At 58.9% G+C, this 20211-nt stretch carries 20 protein-coding genes and 1 riboswitch; of the genes, 12 read left to right on the plus strand and 8 right to left on the minus strand.

Annotated features, from left to right (window positions below; translation table 11 throughout):
* Window positions 1-13: 13 nt before the first annotated feature.
* The 3 genes from I9188_RS12395 to I9188_RS12405 are packed head-to-tail and all read left to right on the plus strand — an operon-like array spanning window position 14 to window position 2628.
* Window positions 14-1243 (plus strand): RsmD family RNA methyltransferase, encoded by a 1230-nt coding sequence (locus tag I9188_RS12395; protein ID WP_209506905.1) that lies wholly within the window; start codon window positions 14-16, stop codon window positions 1241-1243.
* A 21-nt stretch (window positions 1244-1264) separates the two neighbouring features.
* Window positions 1265-2050 carry an ion transporter gene (locus tag I9188_RS12400; RefSeq protein WP_209506906.1) on the plus strand — a complete coding sequence of 262 codons (786 nt, stop codon included), beginning with the start codon at window positions 1265-1267 and terminating at the stop codon, window positions 2048-2050.
* A 59-nt stretch (window positions 2051-2109) separates the two neighbouring features.
* The gene (locus I9188_RS12405; protein ID WP_209506907.1) at window positions 2110-2628 is read left to right on the plus strand and encodes a L,D-transpeptidase family protein; all 519 of its coding nucleotides are present in this window, start codon (window positions 2110-2112) and stop codon (window positions 2626-2628) included.
* Here the strand turns inward: I9188_RS12405 and I9188_RS12410 are convergent.
* The 7 genes from I9188_RS12410 to cysQ all read right to left on the minus strand — a co-directional run bounded on the left by I9188_RS12410 (window position 2612) and on the right by cysQ (window position 10643).
* Entirely contained in the window at window positions 2612-4063 is a 1452-nt protein-coding gene (locus tag I9188_RS12410) for a nodulation protein NodH (protein ID WP_209506908.1), read from the minus strand. The genes I9188_RS12405 and I9188_RS12410 overlap by 17 nt on opposite strands.
* A gap of 6 nt (window positions 4064-4069) precedes the next feature.
* A complete protein-coding gene (locus tag I9188_RS12415) occupies window positions 4070-5770 on the minus strand; it encodes a beta-1,6-N-acetylglucosaminyltransferase (RefSeq protein ID WP_209506909.1) in 1701 nt (566 codons plus the stop codon).
* Window positions 5767-6753, minus strand: a complete 987-nt coding sequence (locus I9188_RS12420) for a glycosyltransferase family 2 protein (protein ID WP_209507010.1) — start codon at window positions 6751-6753, stop codon at window positions 5767-5769. The genes I9188_RS12415 and I9188_RS12420 overlap by 4 nt, the downstream gene beginning before the upstream one ends.
* 185 nt (window positions 6754-6938) lie before the next feature.
* Window positions 6939-7889, minus strand: coding sequence for a glycosyltransferase family 2 protein (locus tag I9188_RS12425; protein WP_245220622.1), 951 nt, complete (start codon window positions 7887-7889; stop codon window positions 6939-6941).
* Between the two features lie 100 nt (window positions 7890-7989).
* Entirely contained in the window at window positions 7990-8973 is a 984-nt protein-coding gene (gene galE / locus I9188_RS12430; protein ID WP_209506911.1) for a UDP-glucose 4-epimerase GalE, read from the minus strand.
* 72 nt (window positions 8974-9045) lie between these two features.
* Window positions 9046-9846, minus strand: a complete 801-nt coding sequence (locus tag I9188_RS12435) for a manno-octulosonate cytidylyltransferase (protein ID WP_209506912.1) — start codon at window positions 9844-9846, stop codon at window positions 9046-9048.
* Complete coding sequence (cysQ, locus tag I9188_RS12440; RefSeq protein ID WP_209506913.1) at window positions 9846-10643, minus strand: 3'(2'),5'-bisphosphate nucleotidase CysQ; 798 nt, start codon at window positions 10641-10643, stop codon at window positions 9846-9848. The genes I9188_RS12435 and cysQ overlap by 1 nt, the downstream gene beginning before the upstream one ends.
* Before the next feature lie 122 nt (window positions 10644-10765).
* Here cysQ and I9188_RS12445 point away from each other — a divergent pair, with 122 nt between their 5' ends.
* Window positions 10766-11590: an ABC transporter permease gene (locus I9188_RS12445; protein ID WP_209506914.1), complete on the plus strand. Its 825-nt coding sequence runs from the start codon at window positions 10766-10768 to the stop codon at window positions 11588-11590.
* On the opposite strand, the gene I9188_RS12450 is transcribed toward I9188_RS12445, so the two are convergent.
* Window positions 11587-12189, minus strand: a complete 603-nt coding sequence (locus tag I9188_RS12450; protein ID WP_209506915.1) for an alpha-ketoglutarate-dependent dioxygenase AlkB — start codon at window positions 12187-12189, stop codon at window positions 11587-11589. The genes I9188_RS12445 and I9188_RS12450 overlap by 4 nt on opposite strands.
* A gap of 212 nt (window positions 12190-12401) precedes the next feature.
* On the opposite strand from I9188_RS12450, the gene dnaK reads away from it, so the two are divergent.
* From dnaK to I9188_RS12490, 8 genes are all read left to right on the plus strand, one after another.
* Window positions 12402-14309, plus strand: coding sequence for a molecular chaperone DnaK (gene dnaK, locus I9188_RS12455; RefSeq protein ID WP_209506916.1), 1908 nt, complete (start codon window positions 12402-12404; stop codon window positions 14307-14309).
* A 74-nt stretch (window positions 14310-14383) separates the two neighbouring features.
* Complete coding sequence (dnaJ, locus tag I9188_RS12460) at window positions 14384-15529, plus strand: molecular chaperone DnaJ (protein ID WP_209506917.1); 1146 nt, start codon at window positions 14384-14386, stop codon at window positions 15527-15529.
* A 241-nt stretch (window positions 15530-15770) separates the two neighbouring features.
* A riboswitch (TPP riboswitch) is annotated at window positions 15771-15875 on the plus strand.
* Between the two features lie 44 nt (window positions 15876-15919).
* Complete coding sequence (gene thiD, locus I9188_RS12465; protein WP_209506918.1) at window positions 15920-16723, plus strand: bifunctional hydroxymethylpyrimidine kinase/phosphomethylpyrimidine kinase; 804 nt, start codon at window positions 15920-15922, stop codon at window positions 16721-16723.
* Window positions 16720-17697 (plus strand): FAD-dependent oxidoreductase, encoded by a 978-nt coding sequence (locus tag I9188_RS12470; RefSeq protein WP_209506919.1) that lies wholly within the window; start codon window positions 16720-16722, stop codon window positions 17695-17697. Before thiD ends, I9188_RS12470 begins: the two co-directional genes overlap by 4 nt.
* Window positions 17681-17875 (plus strand): sulfur carrier protein ThiS, encoded by a 195-nt coding sequence (gene thiS, locus I9188_RS12475; RefSeq protein WP_209506920.1) that lies wholly within the window; start codon window positions 17681-17683, stop codon window positions 17873-17875. Before I9188_RS12470 ends, thiS begins: the two co-directional genes overlap by 17 nt.
* A gap of 2 nt (window positions 17876-17877) precedes the next feature.
* A complete protein-coding gene (locus I9188_RS12480; protein WP_209506921.1) occupies window positions 17878-18642 on the plus strand; it encodes a thiazole synthase in 765 nt (254 codons plus the stop codon).
* A complete protein-coding gene (locus tag I9188_RS12485; protein WP_209506922.1) occupies window positions 18639-19235 on the plus strand; it encodes a thiamine phosphate synthase in 597 nt (198 codons plus the stop codon). Before I9188_RS12480 ends, I9188_RS12485 begins: the two co-directional genes overlap by 4 nt.
* Window positions 19232-20197 (plus strand): ThiF family adenylyltransferase, encoded by a 966-nt coding sequence (locus I9188_RS12490; RefSeq protein WP_209506923.1) that lies wholly within the window; start codon window positions 19232-19234, stop codon window positions 20195-20197. The genes I9188_RS12485 and I9188_RS12490 overlap by 4 nt, the downstream gene beginning before the upstream one ends.
* The last annotated feature ends 14 nt before the right edge of the window (window positions 20198-20211 follow it).

The raw sequence follows: 20211 nt of genomic DNA on the forward strand, positions 1-20211 counted from the left end.
TATCAGGCCCCTCATGACGCAGAAATACACAATCACCCGGCTTGGCCATCAGGGCGACGGCATCGCTGATGGGCCCGTTTACGCTCCGCGCACCCTTCCGGGTGAGATCGTTAGCGGCACCCTTGTTGATCAGGTGCTGACCGATATCCGTGTCGAAGTACCGTCTGATGACCGGGTAAAGGCCCCGTGTCGCCATTACAAAGCTTGCGGCGGCTGCCAGCTGCAACACGCCTCTGATGCGTTTGTCGCCGACTGGAAACTGAGCATTGTCCGCAACGCCCTGTCCGCGCAGGGGCTTGAGGCGCCGATGCGTCCGATACACACATCACCCGAACACTCACGCCGACGCGCCACGGTTGCCGTCAGGCGGACCAAGAAAGGCACATTGGCAGGGTTCCATGGACGTGCGTCGGATATGATCACCGAAATCCCGGATTGCCGTTTGCTCGACCCGGCCCTGATCGCCGCAATTCCTGTGGCCGAGGCGCTGGCGGTTCTGGGAGGCAGCCGCAAGGACGTCTTGGCCGTCACGCTCACCCTGTCCGAGGGCGGGATGGATGTGGCCGTCAAGGGCGGCAAGCCCTTGGATGGGCCGCTGGAACAGGCACTCGCGCAAGCGACCGAAAATCACGGTCTGGCGCGGCTCAGCTGGGATGGTGAAGTGATCGCCATGCGCCACGCTCCGGTTCAGCGCTTTGGGGCCGCTGCCGTCACGCCGCCGCCCGGTGCCTTCCTTCAGGCGACCAAGGACGGAGAACAGGCTCTATTACAGGCCGTTTCCGAGGCGACGCAGGGTGCGAAACGAATTGTTGACCTGTTTGCGGGCAGCGGCACATTCTCATTGCCTCTGGCAGAAAAAGCCGAGGTTCACGCGGTCGAAGGTGCAGCAGACATGGTGCAGGCACTGGATCAGGGCTGGCGCAGGGCGCAAGGTCTGAAACGCGTGACGACCGAGGCCCGCGACCTGTTCCGTCGTCCATTGATGCCGGACGAACTGAAATCGTTTGACGCAATCGTTCTGGACCCGCCCCGCGCCGGTGCCGATGCACAGGTGGCCGAGCTGGCACAGGCCATGCGCCCGGTGATTGCCTATGTGTCGTGCAACCCCGTCACCTTCGCGCGTGATGCAAAAATATTGGTTAACGCTGGCTACACCCTTGAATGGGTACAGGTCGTTGACCAGTTTCGATGGTCGTCACATACGGAACTTGCTGCGCGGTTTACCCTGAACGCCGCATCTTGATCAGACAGGAGAAAGCGACCCATGGGTTTCAGACAGCGTTTGCTGAACATCATCGAAGCGCCCGTGTTCGGGCAATTCATAACGGCTGTCATCATCTTTAACGCAGTGCTTTTGGGGATGGAGACGTCGCCGACGCTGATGGAAGCCGCCGGACCGCTGATCGTGATGCTGGACAAACTGTGCCTTGCGATCTTTGTGGCGGAAATCACCATGAAGCTGACCGCGACCGGACGCAGGTTTTTCACAAACGGCTGGAACAATTTCGATTTCCTGATCGTCGGCATTGCGCTTGTTCCCAGCGCCGGAGGCCTGTCGGTTCTGCGGGCCCTGCGAATCCTGCGGGTATTGCGCGTGATTTCCGTTGCGCCAAGACTGCGCCGGGTGGTCGAAGGGTTCATCTCGGCCCTGCCGGGAATGGCCAGTGTGTTCCTGCTGATGGCAATTCTGTTCTATATCGGGGCAGTGATCTCGACCAAGCTGTTCTCGGCAACCTTCCCGGATTGGTTCGGCGATCTTGGCCGGTCAGCCTATACACTGTTTCAGATCATGACGCTGGAAAGCTGGTCGATGGGGATCGTCCGCCCGGTGATGGAGGTTTATCCCTATGCCTGGCTGTTCTTCGTCCCCTTCATCATGGTCACCACCTTTGCGGTGGTGAACCTGTTGGTGGGCCTGATCGTAAATTCCATGCAGGACGCGCATCATGCCGAGGATGAGGTCAAAACAGACGCGTATCGTGATGAGGTTCTGGAACGGCTGGAAAGCATCGAACGACATCTGACCGAAAACTCAAACATCAAAAAGTGATTTCAGTTTTCGCATTTTTTGGCATAATAAGCCCCAAAAAACAAAGCAGGCAGTGAAACATGGATCGTCGAGCATTCGGATTGGGGGCGGTTGCAACGCTGGGCCTATCGGCTTGTGCATCAGCCCGTCCAAATTTTTTGACTTATAATGGCCCCGAGGTCACCTCGCTGGTGGTCAACAAGGGCGCGCGCAAACTTTATTTGTTGCACCACGAAAAAGTCCTCAAGGAATATGATGTGGATCTGGGATTTGCGCCGCAGGGCACAAAAACCAAACGCGGAGACGGTCGTACGCCCGAAGGAAGCTACCTGATCGATCGCCACAACCCCAAAAGCCGCTATCACCTGTCTATCGGGATTTCGTATCCCAACTCTCAGGACATCGCCAAGGCCAAGGCAGCAGGAGTTGATCCGGGTGGGGACATCTTCATTCACGGCCAGCCCAATCTGCGATCCGAGTTCAAGCGCGCCAAGAAAACACCGGATTGGACAGCGGGATGCATCGCGGTCAAGAATGACGAGATCGAAGAAATCTATGCGATGGTCAACCGGGGGACGCTGATCACTCTGCGCCCTTAGGAGGCATAGGCATCCACGCGCCAAACCCGAACGTTTCATAGTCGCGCTGGTAGGTCTCGGATGCCAGCGCTTCAAGCTGTTCGTCATAGATCTGATCCAGCGTATACGGAACATCCTGCGCGCACCGGCCGGGTGCAGGCGGATTGAGGTGACCTGTTGAGCGAGCCAGATCCGGCAGCGCCGTGGTCAGCTCTTCTTCCCGCAGAATCAGGTCCGGCATCAGAAAGCTGGCAATACCATCCAGCGTTCGGGACTGGCTGCACCACGTCCCGTCAACGCGGATCGGCGTCTGGCCGTTGAGGTTCATGCGCAGGAATCCGAGGAACGCCAGAAACACATCCCGATGTTGTTCGACCGAGTAATTGGTGTCGCGCACCTGCCCGGGGATCGGCAGGTCGAGGCGGTTGCGCAGGTAATTGCGGACCATCTTGTAACTGCCCGGCCCGGTATCCAGAATGTACTGGCAAAACGCCGAATGCGCCCGTGCCAGCGGGTGGCGCAACACGGTGAACTTCCGGTGTCCGGGGTGGTCTTGCATCCAGACGCGGATTTCCTTGCGGTTCCGGTTTGTGACCAGATCGTCCGTAGAACAGCCATCCATGTCGGCCATCCATTGCGCAATAACAGGCTCTATTCCGCCGCGAATGGGCAAATACATCAATGCTGATCCGGCTGCGGCAATGTATTGCGGTACTGCCGCCCCCCGGTTTGGTTCGAAACGGGAAGGCTGGTGCAATCCGAACCTGTCCAGCTTGGACAGGGCGTCTTGCATCTCATCGGGGTTGGTGACCTTCGATACGGCAGGTGCCGGGTTTTGCGGTTTCAGAGTATCATCCAGCTTGCTCAGCCGCGCCTCGACCCCCAGCCATGCGGCCAGACCGTTCAGAACGTCCAACTCGGCCAAGTCGTCATAGGTGATGAAAAAAGCGGTTTGCCCGGTCTTCTGTAAATGCCGATGCAACATGTGTTGGTGGCCGTGGACCTGATCGAGATACTCAGAAAACTCAATCCCGTCAAAAGCAACCTGTGCATCGACGCGACGCTTCACGTTCTTCAGCAGCCATTGCTGCGTGGTGCGCGCGATTTTCAGGGACAGAAAACTGTCCAGCGGATTGCGTGTGAGAATGATCTTGGCACAGCGCGGATCATTCAGCACAGGCTTCAGAATGCGCGGATCGTGGTCCTGGAAATACCGAAAACCGTTCAAGCCACCCGGTGCCGACCGGATTGCCCTCAACAGCCGCATCGGATCTGCATCGCGGTCTTCCAGCGACAGACCCAGAAGGGTATCGGACTTCAGGTTGCCGGCAAAATGCGGGTTAAAGGCTTCGCCATGACAGGAAACCCCGTCCAGCGCGTTCAGGTTGGCCTCAAGAAGGTTCGACCCTGTGCGCATGGCGGCCAGAACAACGAAGTAATCAAAATTGGCTGGCATGGGTAATTACTGCACCAGATAGGGTTTGCGATAGGGTTTCGTCTGATGGCCGAACACATCGTCCGAAGGGAAATCGCCCATCAGGTAAGGGTGCATACCCTGATTCTTGAGGTTTTGCAGGAACTTCCCGAAGCCGGACAGATCGACCATTGTGGGCGCTTCTGTCAGGTGACTGGCTTGATGCGCGCCAATCTCATCCAGGATCGCCTGCAAGGGCTCCATCGGCGCTTCAATGAAATCGGCCAGAGACCAGCTACGCATCCGCGCTTTGGTCCAGACCGAGGTCAGAACCTCAAGCTGTTTGGTTTCGATCTGTTGCAGACGCGCGGCCTCGCTCCGGATGTCCGAGAAGTTCAGGTTCGACCGGAACAGCGGAATTGCCCAGGCCCCTGTGATGACCGAGATTTGCGCATTCTTGTCCCGCGCCAGAAACCAGTTGATGTCCTGCGTGTCGCGGGGGCTGAACTGGAAACACTGGCGTTCGCCCCGTGTGTTCCAGATCAGGTTCGACAGAAAGGCCGTTGGATTGTAATCCCGCAGCAAAGCACAATCGCTGAGCGCACCGTTTGTGATGGTTTCACCCTTTGCAAATTCCGCACGCTCGGGTCCGAACAGGTGCCCGTGCACGCGTGTGCCAGTGGCCGCAGCCAGCCAATCTTCGAAGTCTTCAAACAGTTCGGAAAAGCCCTGAAATACGGAATAGGGAGACGAGGTAAGGCCGTTTTCACTGCCGTGCCGGGGAAACCGGCTTTGCATGTACAGCCCGTCACGCCCTCGCGTCCGCCGCTCGACCGCCTTGGAAAACACCCGGTCAATCTTGCCGGGATTGGGTTCGGCTGGTTTCATCGCACTGGCCTGATCGGTCAGAAACGCCTGATACAGCCGTTCCGCACGGGGCCAGATCTTGCGGGCAACAAAACAGTCTGACCGCCGTAGCAATTGCAGATGGTCGTCGTAGAAGATGTGCGGGCGGCCCTGATAGTCGAACTTGGACAGGGTCAGGGACCGGCTCTCGATATGTGTGGAATACAGCCGCGCCAATGTCTGGAAATAGCTTTCATCCGGAATCCACACATGGCGGAAGTAGCTGTCATATTGTTTGCGCTTGGGGTCCTGCAAAATGGCAGACAGTGTTTGACGGGTCAGGCACCACCACTGGCTGCCCATATGCGGAACCAAACCGTCGGGGATTTTCCGGCGAAACCCGACCGCGCGCTGAAGCTTTACATATGCGTCGAACAATCCGCGCTGTTTTCGCCAGGAAAACGGGAACCGCAGCGTAAACCGTTCATGATCCAACCCGCCGATTGTCCAGCTGACATCAGACGTTGTCGCGCTTTCGATGAAATCGACACGGGGCCGGTCGGCCAGATAATCGATCAACTCCTGAACCGGGCGCAGCGGCAGGCAGGCCCCCGACGACAGGAACACGTGGCGAGTTTCCGGAAATCGTTCCAGCATCAGTTCGGACGCGGTTTGTGAGGCGGCAACGATACCCCACCCGCCCCAGTCGCATTGGTGCCGGTCGGAAAATGCGATCCGGGGATTGTCCGAACAGGATGCAACACATCGCGCGTATTCTGCACCCGGTACTTTGCGATCCACATGGATCACAACCGGGCATCCGGCAGCGGTCCAATGGCGCGCGACCTGTTCGGCCCGGTCCAGCGAGGTATGAACCAGCATGACGATGCCCAGACCGCTCATGCCCAGTTTCCCTTTGACATCAGGCCCAGAATCTCAAGCTGTCGCCAGTTGATATAGGCCTCGGACCACTCGCACCAGAATATGGGTTTGTCTTCAAGCTGTTTGGCATAGACCTCGTATTCACCCGAACCGCCATAGTGCTGGCCGCGTTTTAATTCTTCGCGCGCCTTGTCGCCAAGGGTGTCGATCAGCTTGGCATGAAGCAACGAGCCGCTGGCCTTTTCCCCACCCCATTCGTCGTACACCTGATTCAGCCCGCGCGGCAAAAGCGAGTGGGTCGAGCTGACATAGACATACCGCCGATCCCATTTGACCAGCGGGATCTTGTTCAGTGCCGGGGCTTTGGATGGCTTGTCGCGAAAGAACACACGCGCCCGCGCGCCCCCCTGAATCCACAGGTTCTTGTAATCCGGGTTTTTGGTGATCGTGTAATTCCCCGGATCGAACCACCGCGCAATCTCAAAGGGATCCTGCCCCTCGCGATAGGTTTCGGCATCCACGGGTCCTTCGGGGTACATGTCGATCAGCATGGTGCCGAAGCTGCGTACGGCACTTCCGTCCAGCCAGTCTGTCAGGGCGCAGATCGGGCGGGTGTCGCAAAAGGGGTAGATAAAAAACTCATCCGGATCGACGCTCAGAACCCAATGTCCATGCGCGTATTTGCGCAAAAGGTAGTTCGACCAGTCCAGACCATAACTTGCACATTTGTAGCTGGTTGTCGTCCGCCAGACCGATACATCGGCTTGCTCTTTCAGGAACTCGAAACTGCCGTCATCGCTGTCATTGTCGATGAACAGAAAATGGTCGATGCCCAGTTTGCGGTAATATTCCAGAAAATAGGGCAGCCGAATTTTCTCGTTTCGCACAACGCTCATCAACAGGATATCGTCACGGCGGATGGCAGACGTGTTGTTGCTGGCGGGCTTAAGTTCGCGCCGACGTCTGAGGCAGCGCAGAATACGGCGCTTGCGCCGCAATCTCATCTTGTATGAATCAAACAGGCTCACGCGACTGCCCAACCTTTATTATAACGCGAGCTTTCCCCGAACCCGCCGCGACCGCTGGTGCGACAGGACATTGTCGGTTTATGCCACTTCTACCTCTTCTGAGGCAACTTCTTTAAATCCCGGAAGTGGTAAAGGTGCCGTTGATCCCTTTGGATTTGTTTTCAACACCAGCCGCCGTCACGCATCAGCCCCAGCTCCAGCAACTGCGACCAGCCGGTATAGCGCACCGATTGGGGGGTCCACATGTCTGGTTGATTGAGTATCTGATCGTAATACGCAGCGAACTGGTTCGGGTCATGAAAATGCTGGCGGCGCAGCTTTTCAGTTTTAGATTTTTCAATAATGTCCGGCAGAAATTTCGTGTGCAGCAGAACGCCGGACGGGGTGTCGCCGGCTGGCCCGTCATACACTGCGTTCAGGCGGCGGGGCAGGGCGGAATGGCACGAGTTTACATAGGCATATCGCCGCGACCAGCGCATCAGCAGGATCTTGTTCAGCGTCGGGGATCGCTGCTGCGTTTGGGCAAAAAAGACCCGCTCGCGTGCGCCGCCCTGAACCCATAAGTTTCCCATCGGGCTTTGCCGCTGCGCGCGATACGGGCCTGCGTCAAACCAGTTCAGCACCTTGGTCGGGTCCGTGTCCGGGTCATAGGTTTGGCCGCCCAACGGCCCCTTTGGATACAGATCCAGCATCAATGCGCCAAACCCGGCCCGCCCCTGCCGGTTCAGCCATTCTGTGAGCTCATGCAGGGAATGGCGGTCGTGCCGGGCATAAACCAGCAGCTCATCCGCGTCGACCATCAGGCACCAATGGCCATGGCCGTATCGCATCTGTAGCCAGCTGAGCCAGTCCAGCCCAAAGCGTGATCCGCGATAGCTGGACCGGGTCTGCCAAAGGGACACATCCGGTTGATCCTGCAGAAATTCAGCCGAGCCGTCATCGCTGCCGTTGTCGACGATCAGAAAATGGCTCACGCCCAGCTGGCGATAGTGGTGGAAGAACCAGGGCAAGCGGGTGATTTCATTCCGCAAGGTGGTAAAGGCCAGAATGTCGTTTCCCCGTATCCTGCTTGTCTGATCTTTCAGGCAGGTCAGTTGATGTCGGCTGCGCATCGAGCGCCAAAGAAGGCGCCGCCGTTTCCAGCGCAACCGGTATTCCTGTCGCCAACCGATATCAGGAAGTGTCTGAACCGTATTGGACGTCACCGGGGCCTCATTTCTCGTAGTGGCCGTTCTGATGCCAGCGCCAGGCATCCGCAATCATCGTCTCTAACGTTGACCTTTTCGGCTTCCACCCCAGTTCGGTTTGGGCGCGGACAGAGCCGGACACCAGCTTGGTGCAATCGCCCGCCCGTCGGGCACCAACCGAATACGGGACCGGGCGGTTGGTGACGGATTTGGAATGCTCGATCACTTCAAGCACGGAAAACCCCGAGCCGGTACCCAGATTGAAAACACGGCTTTCTTTACCCTGTTCCAACCAGCCCAGCCCCAGAACATGTGCGTCGACCAGATCACAGACATGGACATAATCGCGAATACATGTGCCGTCGGGCGTTTCGTAATCGGTGCCAAAAACGGTCAAACCCTCGCGCTTGCCATCAATCGCATCCAGCATCAGGGGGATCAGATGGGTTTCAGGCCGGTGAAACTCGCCCACTTCGCCTTCGGGATCGGCACCAGCAACGTTGAAATACCGGAAAATGACATGGCGCAGCCCATGGGCCGCTTCGAAATCCCTCAGGATGTCCTCGATCGCGCGCTTTGATGCACCATAGGCGTTCAGCGGGTGTTGGGCGGTGGCCTCGTCCAGCACCACATTGTCATGCTCGCCATAGGTGGCGCATGTGGACGAGAACACGAAATCCAGACAGCCCGCCGCAACCGCAGCCTCGATCAGCGTCAGCGATCCGGTAACATTGTTCGACCAGTACAGCCCGGGTTGCCGCATCGCGTCGCCCACCTGGCTGAGGGCCGCAAAATGCATCACCGCAACTGGCTTGTGTTTGGCAAATACCTCGTCCAGGCGTGCCCGCTCCAACAGGTCGCCCTGTTCAAACGGCCCGTATTTCACCGCATCCTGCCAGCCGGTGACTAGATTGTCGTAGGTCACGGGAACATAACCCGCCTGCGCAAGCGCCTTGCAAGCATGCGACCCGATATATCCGGCACCACCGGTCACGAGGATTGGTTTCATGAAGCGTCCTTTGGAACCAGATTGCCTGTCATCGAGATATGGAAACCGCGGGGCGTCATGGGCAAAAACCGGCTATTCCAGCCCCATCGCGGCCATCATCTCTTCGATCTTGGGCACGTCCTGCGGGTTGTTCAGCTCCCAGAATTGACGGCCCTTGGCGTCAACCTCGACGCAAAGAACCTTGCGGCCATTTTCCATGAACCTGAGCTGTTCAAGACCCTCCAGTTTTTCCAGAGGGCCCGTTGGCCAGCCCGGATAGGCCGCCAACGCGTCAGGCCGATAGGCATAGACGCCGACATGGTGAAACACCGGCGTGGGTTCATCCCCGCCAAAGGTTTCTGAGGTGAAGGGCACAACCTCTTTCGAGAAATACATCGCGCTGTTGTCGCGCGCGAATACGGCGGTTGTGCCGCCAACGCGGCCATGTTTGCGGTCGTTCAGCAGGCTGTTCAAAGCATCCCCGTCGCAACGCAGGACCGGTGTGGCCACGCCAGCATCGGGTGCCGCGCGCAGCCCTGTGATCAGGTCCTCGACAAACCAATGCGGTGTCAGAGGTGCATCGCCCTGAAGGTTGACCACGATGTCATATCCGCTGCCCAGAACCTTGTGCGCCTCGGCGCAGCGTTCGGTGCCGTTCTGGCAGTTTTCCGAGGTCATCACCACTTCAGCGCCAAAGCCTTCGGACAGTTCGCGGATGCGGTTGTCATCGGTTGCGACCACAACCCGGTCCACGCCCGCAACAGAAGTGGCCGCCCGCCAGGACCGTTCGATCAGTGTCATCGAAACGCCGGTCGCGCCGGTCAGCGGCACCAAAGGCTTGCCCGGATACCGGGTCGAGGCATAGCGGGCGGGGATGGCGATCAGAACTGACATCAGGCCTCCTTCAGCTTAACACCCGGAGCGTACGCGATAAAAAACGGGTTCGCATAGCCCTCTTTGCCATAGACAAGCGGCGCGTGATCGTCAAACCGCACAACCCGGCCTCCGGCCCCGGCCAGTACCGCGTGCCCTGCCGCCGTATCCCATTCCATCGTGCGCCCGACCCGCGGATAAAGATCCGCCTCGCCCGTCGCAACCAGACAGAACTTGAGAGACGATCCCGCGCTTTTGCTGTCCTTGACCTGATACTTGTTGATGTAATCCTCGGTGGCCTGATCCCGGTGCGACTTTGAAGCCACGACCAAAAGCGCGGAATTGTCCGGGTTAGAGACGGATATTGGGGTCAGGGTGCCGGGTGCATCCTTGTCAAACGCGCCCGTTTCCTCGACTGCCTGACCATCGGCCTGCGTATAGAACATGCGGCCCCGCGCCGGGGCATAGACCACGCCCCGTGTCGGTGTTCCGTTCTCGACCAGCGCGATGTTGACGGTGAAATCGCCACGGCGGTTGATGAATTCCTTGGTGCCATCCAGCGGATCGACGATCAGAAAGGTATCCCCTTTTTCGGAATGCGAGGCGGCCTGTTCTTCGGTGATCAGCAGGATATCGGGGAACGCCTGACGCAACCCGGCTGAAATCAGCGCATCGGCTGCCTCATCCGCTTCGGTCACAGGGCTGGAGTCTGATTTGACTTTGACGTCGAAATCGTCTGCCTCGTAGATTTCCATGATCCTGTCGCCAGCCTCAAGGGCCAGACGCCGGATGACGGGAATAAGCGCGTCGTAGGTCACAAAAATGCTCCGTTCCTGTGGTTTGTTGATCCAAACTCGTGACCGACTTATGATGCGACGGTTACCGAACGGCAAGATATTCATGCCAGGTTAGGGACGACGAGGCAGGAAAGACCCTTTTAGTGTTCTATTTCAAGCGCAATCAAACGCTGTTGGGCAGTGCACTGACGACTGCGGAACTGGTGTTCCACGCGGTGGTGCGGAACGTGCGCGCGCAGCATCCGAATGCGGTGATCGCGATCCTTCTCAACGTTGTGCAATTGCTGGTGATGATGGTCACGTTCTATCTGCTCATGTCGCTGATGGGCCGGGGCGGGGTCGCCAGGATCAGGGGCGAATTTCTGCTGTATGTCCTGTCGGGCGTGTTCCCGTTCATGTTGCACATACAATCGATTGGCGCGATTTCCGGGGTTGGGTCATCCAATAACCCGATGATGCTGCATTCGCCGATGAACGTAATGGTCACGATCCTCGCGGCGGCCTTCAGCACATTCTATAAGTTCCTGCTGGCCATGTTCATCATCCTGTTCGTCTACAGTGTCGCGGTTGCTCCGCTTGAGGTGCAGAACCCCGGCGGCGCCTTCGCAATGCTGGTGCTGGCCTGGTTTACCGGCTGCGCGGTGGGGCTTGTGTTCATGGCGTTGAAACCGTGGGCCCCGACGACCGTTTCGATGCTGACCAATATATATCGCCGTCTGAACATGGTGTTTTCCGGCAAGATGTTCATTGCGAACGCATTGGGTGGCGGGCTGTTGATGATGTTTGCCTGGAACCCGCTGTTTCATATCATCGACCAGACCCGCGGGTTCGTGTTCCGCAACTATTATCCAAGAAACACCAGTTGGGAATACGCGGCCTGGGTTGGAATCGCCCTGTTGATGATCGGTCTTATGGGTGAATTCTTTACTCGTCAGCACGTGTCGAAAAGCTGGGATGCGCGCCGCTAACGCGCCACCCGCAGCGTAAGATTTATGCGCCCGCCTTTGGGCAAAAGGCGCGAGGATCCAAACCTGATCCGATCCACGCCGTGATATGCCAGCCGCGCCGGACCGCCCATGACAACCACATCCCCCGAGCTCAGCCAGATCGACTCGGTCTTGCCGCCGCGCGTCGTGTTGCCAATCCGAAACAAGGCATCGTCGCCCAGCGAAACCGACAGGACGGGCCATGAAAAATCTGCCTCGTCCTTGTCCTGGTGCAGGCCCATTTTTGCGCCTTCCCCGTAGTAGTTGATCAAACAGCAATCGGGGGCCCGTTCGGTGCTGACCAGATCACGCCAGATATCCAGGATGGTGGCGGGGATTTCCGGCCAGTCGCCACCTTTGGGGTGCTGATCCTGATATCGGTATCCTGCATTGTCGGTCACCCAACCCAGATCACCGGCCGAGGTCATCCGAACCGACATCTCCTTGCCCGAGGGGGTAACAGGCCGGAACAGGGGCGCAGCTTTCAGAATCGGGCGCAAATCCGCGATCACCCGCGACTGGGCCGCAGGATCAAGATAACCTTTCCTGATATCGAACCCCCGCAAAACCAATCGCGCCATTCCAGAAACCCCAATCCTTTCCAATTCCTTGCCAAAAAAGGCATCAGAATCCCTAAAACCTGCGTTCTACGGTGCTTGCAGGCCTCTGGTCTCGCCCTTATATACGCCGGGACGCGCGATGGTAGTGCTGTCGCGCACATCAGGTCGGGGGCGGGATGCCGTAACGGGTCCGGTCGTCGAGACATCGCCTTGAAGAGAAAGGGATTGCAAAAATGGGAAAAGTAATCGGGATTGACCTCGGAACCACCAACTCGTGCGTGGCCATCATGGACGGTTCGCAGCCGAAGGTTATCGAAAACGCCGAAGGGGCGCGGACCACGCCCTCGATCGTCGCCTTCACTGAAGATGAGCGACTGGTCGGTCAGCCTGCAAAACGTCAGGCGGTCACCAACCCCGACAACACGATCTTTGGCGTCAAGCGCCTGATCGGTCGTCGCGTGGATGATGCCGAAGTCGAAAAAGACAAGAAGATGGTGCCGTACGCTATCGTCGATGGCGGCAATGGCGACGCGTGGGTTCAGGCCCGCGGTGAAAAGTACTCCCCAAGCCAGATCTCGGCCTTCACTCTGGGCAAGATGAAGGAAACCGCGGAAAGCTATCTGGGTGAGGAAGTGACACAAGCGGTCATCACCGTTCCGGCATACTTCAACGACGCACAGCGTCAGGCCACCAAAGACGCGGGCAAAATCGCCGGTCTGGAAGTGCTGCGGATCATCAACGAACCGACAGCTGCCGCTCTGGCCTATGGTCTGGACAAGCAGGAAACCCAAACCATCGCAGTCTATGACCTTGGTGGCGGTACCTTCGACGTGACCATTCTGGAAATTGACGACGGCCTGTTCGAGGTCAAATCGACCAACGGCGACACCTTCCTGGGTGGTGAAGACTTTGACATGCGCATCGTCAACTACCTGGCGGATGAGTTCAAAAAGGAACACGGTGTCGATCTGTCTGCTGACAAGATGGCCTTGCAGCGTCTGAAAGAAGCCGCCGAAAAAGCCAAGATCGAACTCAGCTCGACCTCGCAGACCGAAATCAACCAGCCGTTCATCTCGATGGGTTCGAATGGTCAGCCGCTGCACATGGTCATGAAACTGACCCGTGCCAAGCTGGAATCCCTGGTCAGTGATCTGATCAAGAAGTCGATGAAGCCGTGCCAGGCGGCTCTGAAGGACGCTGGTCTGTCGGCCGCTGACGTGGACGAAGTTGTTCTGGTCGGTGGTATGACCCGGATGCCGAAAGTGATCGAAGAGGTCACAAAGTTCTTTGGCAAAGAGCCGCACAAAGGTGTGAACCCGGACGAAGTGGTTGCCATGGGTGCCGCCATTCAGGCCGGTGTTCTGCAGGGCGACGTCAAGGACGTGGTTCTGCTGGACGTGACCCCGCTGTCGCTGGGCATTGAGACGCTGGGTGGCGTGTTCACCCGCCTGATCGACCGCAACACCACGATCCCGACGAAAAAGTCTCAGGTCTTCTCGACCGCCGAGGACAACCAGAACGCCGTGACCATCCGCGTGTTCCAGGGCGAGCGTGAAATGGCTGCGGACAACAAGATCCTCGGTCAGTTCAACCTCGAAGACATCCCGCCCGCGCCGCGCGGCATGCCTCAGATCGAGGTGACTTTTGACATTGACGCCAACGGCATTGTCTCGGTTTCGGCCAAGGACAAAGGCACCGGCAAGGAACAGAAGATCACCATCCAGGCATCGGGCGGTCTGTCCGACGAAGACATCGAAAAGATGGTCAAGGACGCCGAAGAGAACGCGGAAGCCGACAAGGAACGCCGCGAGCTGGTCGATGCCAAGAACCAGGCGGAAAGCCTCATCCACTCGACCGAAAAGTCGATGGAAGAGCATTCCGACAAGGTCGACCCGACCACGATCGAAGCCATCGAACTGGCCATCGCCGCACTCAAGGACGAGCTGGAAACTGACAACGCCGACAAGATCAAGTCTGGCATCCAGAACGTCACCGAAGCGGCGATGAAGCTGGGTGAGGCCATCTACAAGGCGCAGTCCGAAGAGGCCGAGGACGAGCCTGTCGCAGCAGATGCCGCACCTGGTGAAGACGATATCGTCGATGCCGAGTTCGAAGATCTGGACGACGACAAGCGTAACTAACGGGTAACCGGGCCAATGTAGGCCGGTCCGGATGCCGGGCCGGCCTATTTACGTTGAGGCAGAAGGAAATACTGATGTCAAAACGCGACTATTACGAAGTGCTCGGCGTGTCCAAGGGCGCTTCGGCGGATGAGATCAAGAAAGGCTTTCGCACGAAAGCCAAAGAGCTGCATCCGGACCGCAACAAGGACAATCCGGATGCCGAGGCGCAGTTCAAGGAAGCCAACGAGGCTTATGACGTGCTGCGCGATGCCGACAAAAAGGCGGCCTATGACCGCTTTGGCCATGCGGCGTTCGAAAACGGCATGGGCGGCGGTGGCCGGCCTGGTGGCGGCTTTGGGCAGGGCGATTTCTCCAGCGCGTTCTCGGATGTGTTCGACGACCTGTTCGGCGACTTCATGGGCGGGCAACGTGGTGGCGGCGGCCGACGCGCCGCGCGCGGCTCGGACCTGCGCTATAACCTGCGCGTATCGCTGGAAGAGGCGTTCTCGGGCCAGCAGAAAACCATCAATGTACCGACAGCCGTGGCCTGTTCCTCCTGCGAAGGAACCGGTGCAGAGGGCGGGGTCGAGCCGACAACCTGCCCCACCTGTTCCGGCATGGGCAAGGTGCGGGCGCAACAGGGTTTCTTTACGGTCGAACGAACCTGCCCCACCTGCTCGGGTCTGGGTCAGATCATCAAGAACCCCTGCAAATCCTGTAAGGGTGCAGGCCGCGTCGAAAAAGATCGCGCCTTGTCGGTCAACATTCCCGCTGGTGTCGAAACCGGTACCCGTATTCGTCTGGCAGGTGAAGGCGAGGCCGGAATGCGCGGTGGCCCTCCGGGCGATCTCTACATCTTTGTGGAAGTGTCTGATCACAAATTGTTCGAACGCGACAGCGTGAACCTCTATTGCCGTGTACCGGTCAGCATGGCCAAGGCTGCGCTGGGCGGATCGATCGAGGTTCCGACAATCGATGGCGGGCGTGGGCGGGTACAGATCCCGGCAGGCAGCCAGTCGGGCCGGCAAATGCGCCTGCGCGGCAAAGGCATGCCCGCACTGCGCGGCGGCAGTGTTGGCGACATGTTCATCGAACTGGCGGTTGAAACCCCGGTCAACCTGACCAGCCGCCAAAAAGAACTGCTGCGTGAATTTGATGATCTGGGCGAAGACAACCACCCGGAATCAAAAAGCTTTTTCTCATCCGTCAAATCCTTCTGGGACGGCATGAAAAGCTGACAACCAGGGTTACCCGGGGGCTCTGCCCCCGCCGCCCGCTTCGGGCGCCTCCCCCGGGATATTTCCGGCCAGATGAAGCAGGGATCCTTTATTCATCTGGCTCCAAATATCCCGGAGCGCGAGGCAGAGCCTCGCAAAACACTCCCTAAAGACATTCAATTGGCCTTATCAGATGAGCAAAAGTGGCAACGCATTTGCCAAATTGGCTCTTGATTTCGACCGTCGACCCTGAAATTGTCCGCGACAACCGTTGGGGTGCCCGTATCAGGGCTGAGAGGCGCAACCGCGCTAACCCATCGAACCTGATCCGGGCAATTCCGGCGTAGGGAACGGTCTTATGAACACAGACGTTTTCCCTACCTCGTTGCCCAAAGAAGATGGAGCAACGATATGGCGGCAATTGCCCTGACCATTGCGGGGTCTGACAGCGGCGGAGGCGCCGGGATTCAGGCCGATCTGAAAGCGATGTCGGCGTTGGGTGTATTCGGCGCAAGCGTCATTACCGCCATTACGGCGCAGAACACGCAAGCCGTCACTGCGGTGCATGGGGTTCCGCTGGATGTCATTGCCGCTCAAATCCATGCTGTGCTGAGCGATCTGGACGTGAAGGCAATTAAGATCGGTATGCTTGCGACGCCAGAGATCATTCACACAGTGGCCCGAGGCCTGGAAGCGTTCAAAGGCCCCGTTGTTCTTGATCCTGTCATGATCGCAAAATCCGGAGATGCGCTGTTGGCGCAGGAAGCGGTCCGGACGCTGCGTGAAGTGATGGTGCCAGCAGCGACTGTGCTGACGCCCAATCTGCCGGAAGCGGCATGTTTGTTGGATGCGACACCGGCGCAATCACCGGACGAGATGGCCGCACAAGGCCAGACCCTTTGCGATCTGGGCGCGGGCGCGGTCTTGATGAAGGGCGGGCATGGGTCGGGCGATACCTGCCGCGATCTGTTGGTCGACCCCTCAGGTATCGTGGCCACGTTTCAGGCCCCGCGTCAGAACACAAAAAACACCCACGGAACCGGCTGCACCCTGTCGTCGTCGATCGCTGCCGGTCTGGCCAGGGGCCTGCCGCTGAGAGATGCGGTCGCGCAGGCGCATGATTATCTGCAAGGGGCCATCGCGCGGGCGGATGAGTTGAAGATTGGTGCCGGGCACGGTCCTGTGCACCATTTCCACCGGCTCTGGCCCGCATGACACTCTGGTCGGTCATAGGTGCGGGCGTAGCGGGTCTGGCCGTGGCCAGCGAGCTTGTGTCACGCGGCGCAAGGGTGCAGGTTTTTGATCCGGGCGGCCCGCCCGGCCCGCATGGGTGTTCCTGGTGGGCCGGGGGGATGCTGGCCCCCTGGTGTGAATACGAAAACGCAGAAGAACCGGTTCTGCGGCTGGGGCAGGAAGCAATCGAATGGTGGGCGCCGCGAACGCAGGTAAACAGACGTGGAACCCTTGTAGTTGCCAACGCGCGTGACCTGCCTGACCTGCGCCGGTTCGCACGCCGGACCGAAGGGTTCAGCGAGGTTGATCGCGCGAAAATACTTGAATTAGAGCCTGATCTGAGCAAGTTCGGCAAAGCTCTGTATTTTGAAAACGAAGCTCACCTTGATCCTCGTCAGGCATTGCGCGATCTGCATCGTCACCTGCAAGGCGCAGGCGTGGAATTCCACCGAAAGCTGGCGCCGGCGCAACTGGACAACGCCATAGACTGCCGGGGCCTGCACGCGCGCGAATATCTGCACGACCTGCGCGGCGTGAAAGGTGAGATGCTGGTTCTTCGTTGCCCCGATGTGACCCTTTCGCGTCCGGTGCGGTTGTTGCACCCGCGGATGCCGCTTTACATCGTACCGCGCGGGGATGGCGTCTACATGCTGGGCGCAACCATGATCGAGTCCGAGGACAGCAGCCGCATCACCGCGCGTTCGATGCTGGAACTGCTCAGCGCGGCCTATGCCGTGAACCCGGCCTTTGGCGAGGCCGAGGTGCTGGAGATCGGCGTCGACCTGCGCCCTGCATTCCCGGACAACCTGCCGCGTATCCGGCGCTTGGGCCAGACAATCTATGCCAATGGGCTGTATCGCCACGGTTATCTGCTGGCCCCTGCATTGGCGCGGGGTGTCGCTGATCTGGCATTGGACAACACACATTCGGAGATGGTTGATGAAGATCGTGCTTAACGGCGAGACACGGGACGTGCGTGCCGAAACCCTGTCGGATCTGTTGCTGGAATGCGGCTTCTCGGGCCGTGTGGCCACCGCCGTGAACGAAGATTTCGTGCCGTCAAGCCTGCGTATTGCGCACAAACTGACCGACGGCGACCGGGTCGAAGTGGTCGCACCAATGCAGGGGGGCTGAGGATGCGAATGTTCTACGGCATCGAACTGCCCAACCCGCTGATGCTGGGCACGGCGCAATATCCAAGCCCGGCCATTCTGGAACAGGCGTTTCGCGAAAGCGGTGCAGCGGTTGCAACGGTATCGCTGCGGCGGGAAACCGGCGCGGGGCAGACATTCTGGCAGATGATCCGCGAACTGGGTGTTCTGATCCTGCCAAATACGGCTGGCTGTCATACGGTGAAAGAGGCGGTGACCACAGCCCATATGGCGCGCGAAGTATTTGACACCAAATGGATCAAGCTGGAACTGATCGGCCACACCGACAGTCTGCAGCCGGATGTGTTCCAGCTGGTCGAGGCCGCGCGCATCCTGACCGAAGACGGGTTTGAGGTGTTTCCCTACACAACCGATGATCTGATCGTGGGCGAACGCCTGCTCGAAGCGGGATGTGAAGTGCTGATGCCGTGGGGGGCGCCCATCGGGTCTGGGCGAGGGCTGAACAACGAATACGCCCTGCGGTCGATGCGGGCCGAGTTTCCTGAAACGCCGCTGGTGGTGGATGCCGGGATCGGCCTGCCCAGCCACGCGGCCCACGCGATGGAACTGGGCTATGACGCCGTTCTGCTGAACACCGCTGTGGCCCGTGCCGGTGATCCCGTTTTGATGGCCAAGGCGATGGCGCAGGCAATCCATGCCGGACAACTGGCCCATCAGGCAGACCCGATCGAGGCGCGTGATATGGCCGAACCTTCGACCCCTGTTGTTGGAAAGGCATTCCTGTCATGACGCTGGGCCGTTTCTATCCGATCTTCGATCACGCGGACTGGCTGCGGCGGATGCTGCCCTTGGGTGTAAAGCTGGTGCAGCTGCGTATCAAGGATCAGCCGGATGAGGCGGTGCGCGGTCAGATTGCCGCCTCGCGCGATCTGTGCCGGGACTATGGGGCGGTTCTGGTGATCAACGATTACTGGCAACACGCCATCGATCTGGGTTGCGACTGGGTTCATCTGGGGCAAGAGGATCTGGATGATGCTGACCTGAAAGCCATCCGAAAAGCGGGTCTAAAGCTAGGGGTTTCCACTCATGACGATGACGAGCTTGAGCGGGTTTTGGCCATGGATCCCGATTACGTGGCGTTGGGCCCGGTCTATCCGACCATCCTGAAAAAGATGAAATGGCATCAGCAGGGCCTGCCCCGCGTGACCGAATGGAAGGCGCGGGTTGGCGACATTCCTCTGGTTGGCATTGGCGGCATGAGCGTCGAGCGCGCAGCAGGGGTGCTGGCAGCCGGGGCCGATATCGTCTCGGCCGTCACGGACATCACGCTGAACACCGACCCCGAAGCGCGGGTGCGTGCTTGGATCGAGGCCACGAGATGAGCCGCTATGCCCGCCAGACGCTGCTGCCCGAGGTTGGGGCTGAAGGACAGGCCCGCCTGACTGCGGCCCGTGTTCTGGTGGTCGGCGCAGGTGGTCTGGCCGCGCCGCTGCTGCCGCTATTGGCCGGGGCCGGGGTGGGGCATATCACAATTGTCGATGGTGACATCGTCGATCTGTCGAACCTGCATCGCCAGACATTGTTTTCAGAAGAAGATTGCGGGCTGTCAAAGGCCGAACGCGCCGCTGACCGATGCCGTGCGTTGAATGTCGAAATCGATGTGATTGCCAGGAAACAGGCTCTAACAGGGGAAAATGCACCCGATCTGGTGTCGCAGGCGGATATTATCCTGGATTGTGCCGACAGCTATGCGGTCAGTTATATGCTGTCGGATACCTGTTTGGCACAAGGCAAGCCACTGATCAGCGCCTCGGTACTGGGCCTTTCAGGTTATGTGGGCGGGTTTTGCGGTGGCGCGCCTTCTCTGCGTGCCGTTTTCCCCGATGCGCCGGATAGCGGCGCAAGCTGCGCCACGGCGGGTGTTCTGGGTCCCGTTGTCGGTGTGATCGGGTCCATGCAGGCGCAGATGGCGCTGAACCTGATCTTGCGGCTTGACCCATCACCCCTGGGGCAGATGGTGCAATATGATGCGCGAACCCTGCGCAGCACCGGGTTTCGTTTTGATGAAGCGCCGGAACCGAACAGCTGTTTCCGCTTTCTCTCTGCCAGCCAGTTGCGAGACACGGACCAGATTGTCGAACTGCGTGACCCGAACGAAGCTCCGGTTCCGGCCCACCCGGATGCGACGCGCATTTCACCCGAAGAAGTACAAGATATAGACCCAAACAAGGGGAAACGCCTCGCCCTTTGCTGTGCCACCGGGCTGCGCGCATGGCGCGCTGCCGAGAAAATCCAACCGATTTGGCCGGGCGAGATTGTCCTCGTCGCGGCTTCAACCTCCTGAGAAAAGGAAACGTG

The sequence above is a fragment of the Ruegeria sp. HKCCSA071 genome, from assembly GCF_017872555.1.
Classification (GTDB): Bacteria; Pseudomonadota; Alphaproteobacteria; order Rhodobacterales; family Rhodobacteraceae; genus Ruegeria.

Bases quoted from the DNA above. Each gene is read 5' to 3' on its own strand.
- I9188_RS12480 (WP_209506921.1), top strand. From the start codon at position 17,878: ATGCGAATGTTCTACGGCATCGAACTGCCCAACCCGCTGATGCTGGGC.
- I9188_RS12410 (WP_209506908.1), bottom strand. From the start codon at position 4,063: ATGCCAGCCAATTTTGATTACTTCGTTGTTCTGGCCGCCATGCGCACA.
- galE (WP_209506911.1), bottom strand. From the start codon at position 8,973: ATGAAACCAATCCTCGTGACCGGTGGTGCCGGATATATCGGGTCGCAT.
- dnaK (WP_209506916.1), top strand. From the start codon at position 12,402: ATGGGAAAAGTAATCGGGATTGACCTCGGAACCACCAACTCGTGCGTG.
- I9188_RS12400 (WP_209506906.1), top strand. From the start codon at position 1,265: ATGGGTTTCAGACAGCGTTTGCTGAACATCATCGAAGCGCCCGTGTTC.
- dnaJ (WP_209506917.1), top strand. From the start codon at position 14,384: ATGTCAAAACGCGACTATTACGAAGTGCTCGGCGTGTCCAAGGGCGCT.
- I9188_RS12435 (WP_209506912.1), bottom strand. From the start codon at position 9,846: ATGTCAGTTCTGATCGCCATCCCCGCCCGCTATGCCTCGACCCGGTAT.
- I9188_RS12425 (WP_245220622.1), bottom strand. From the start codon at position 7,889: ATGCGCAGCCGACATCAACTGACCTGCCTGAAAGATCAGACAAGCAGG.
- I9188_RS12490 (WP_209506923.1), top strand. From the start codon at position 19,232: ATGAGCCGCTATGCCCGCCAGACGCTGCTGCCCGAGGTTGGGGCTGAA.
- I9188_RS12485 (WP_209506922.1), top strand. From the start codon at position 18,639: ATGACGCTGGGCCGTTTCTATCCGATCTTCGATCACGCGGACTGGCTG.
- I9188_RS12395 (WP_209506905.1), top strand. From the start codon at position 14: ATGACGCAGAAATACACAATCACCCGGCTTGGCCATCAGGGCGACGGC.
- I9188_RS12450 (WP_209506915.1), bottom strand. From the start codon at position 12,189: ATGGCGCGATTGGTTTTGCGGGGGTTCGATATCAGGAAAGGTTATCTT.
- thiD (WP_209506918.1), top strand. From the start codon at position 15,920: ATGGCGGCAATTGCCCTGACCATTGCGGGGTCTGACAGCGGCGGAGGC.
- thiS (WP_209506920.1), top strand. From the start codon at position 17,681: ATGAAGATCGTGCTTAACGGCGAGACACGGGACGTGCGTGCCGAAACC.
- I9188_RS12420 (WP_209507010.1), bottom strand. From the start codon at position 6,753: ATGAGATTGCGGCGCAAGCGCCGTATTCTGCGCTGCCTCAGACGTCGG.
- I9188_RS12405 (WP_209506907.1), top strand. From the start codon at position 2,110: ATGGATCGTCGAGCATTCGGATTGGGGGCGGTTGCAACGCTGGGCCTA.
- I9188_RS12415 (WP_209506909.1), bottom strand. From the start codon at position 5,770: ATGAGCGGTCTGGGCATCGTCATGCTGGTTCATACCTCGCTGGACCGG.
- I9188_RS12470 (WP_209506919.1), top strand. From the start codon at position 16,720: ATGACACTCTGGTCGGTCATAGGTGCGGGCGTAGCGGGTCTGGCCGTG.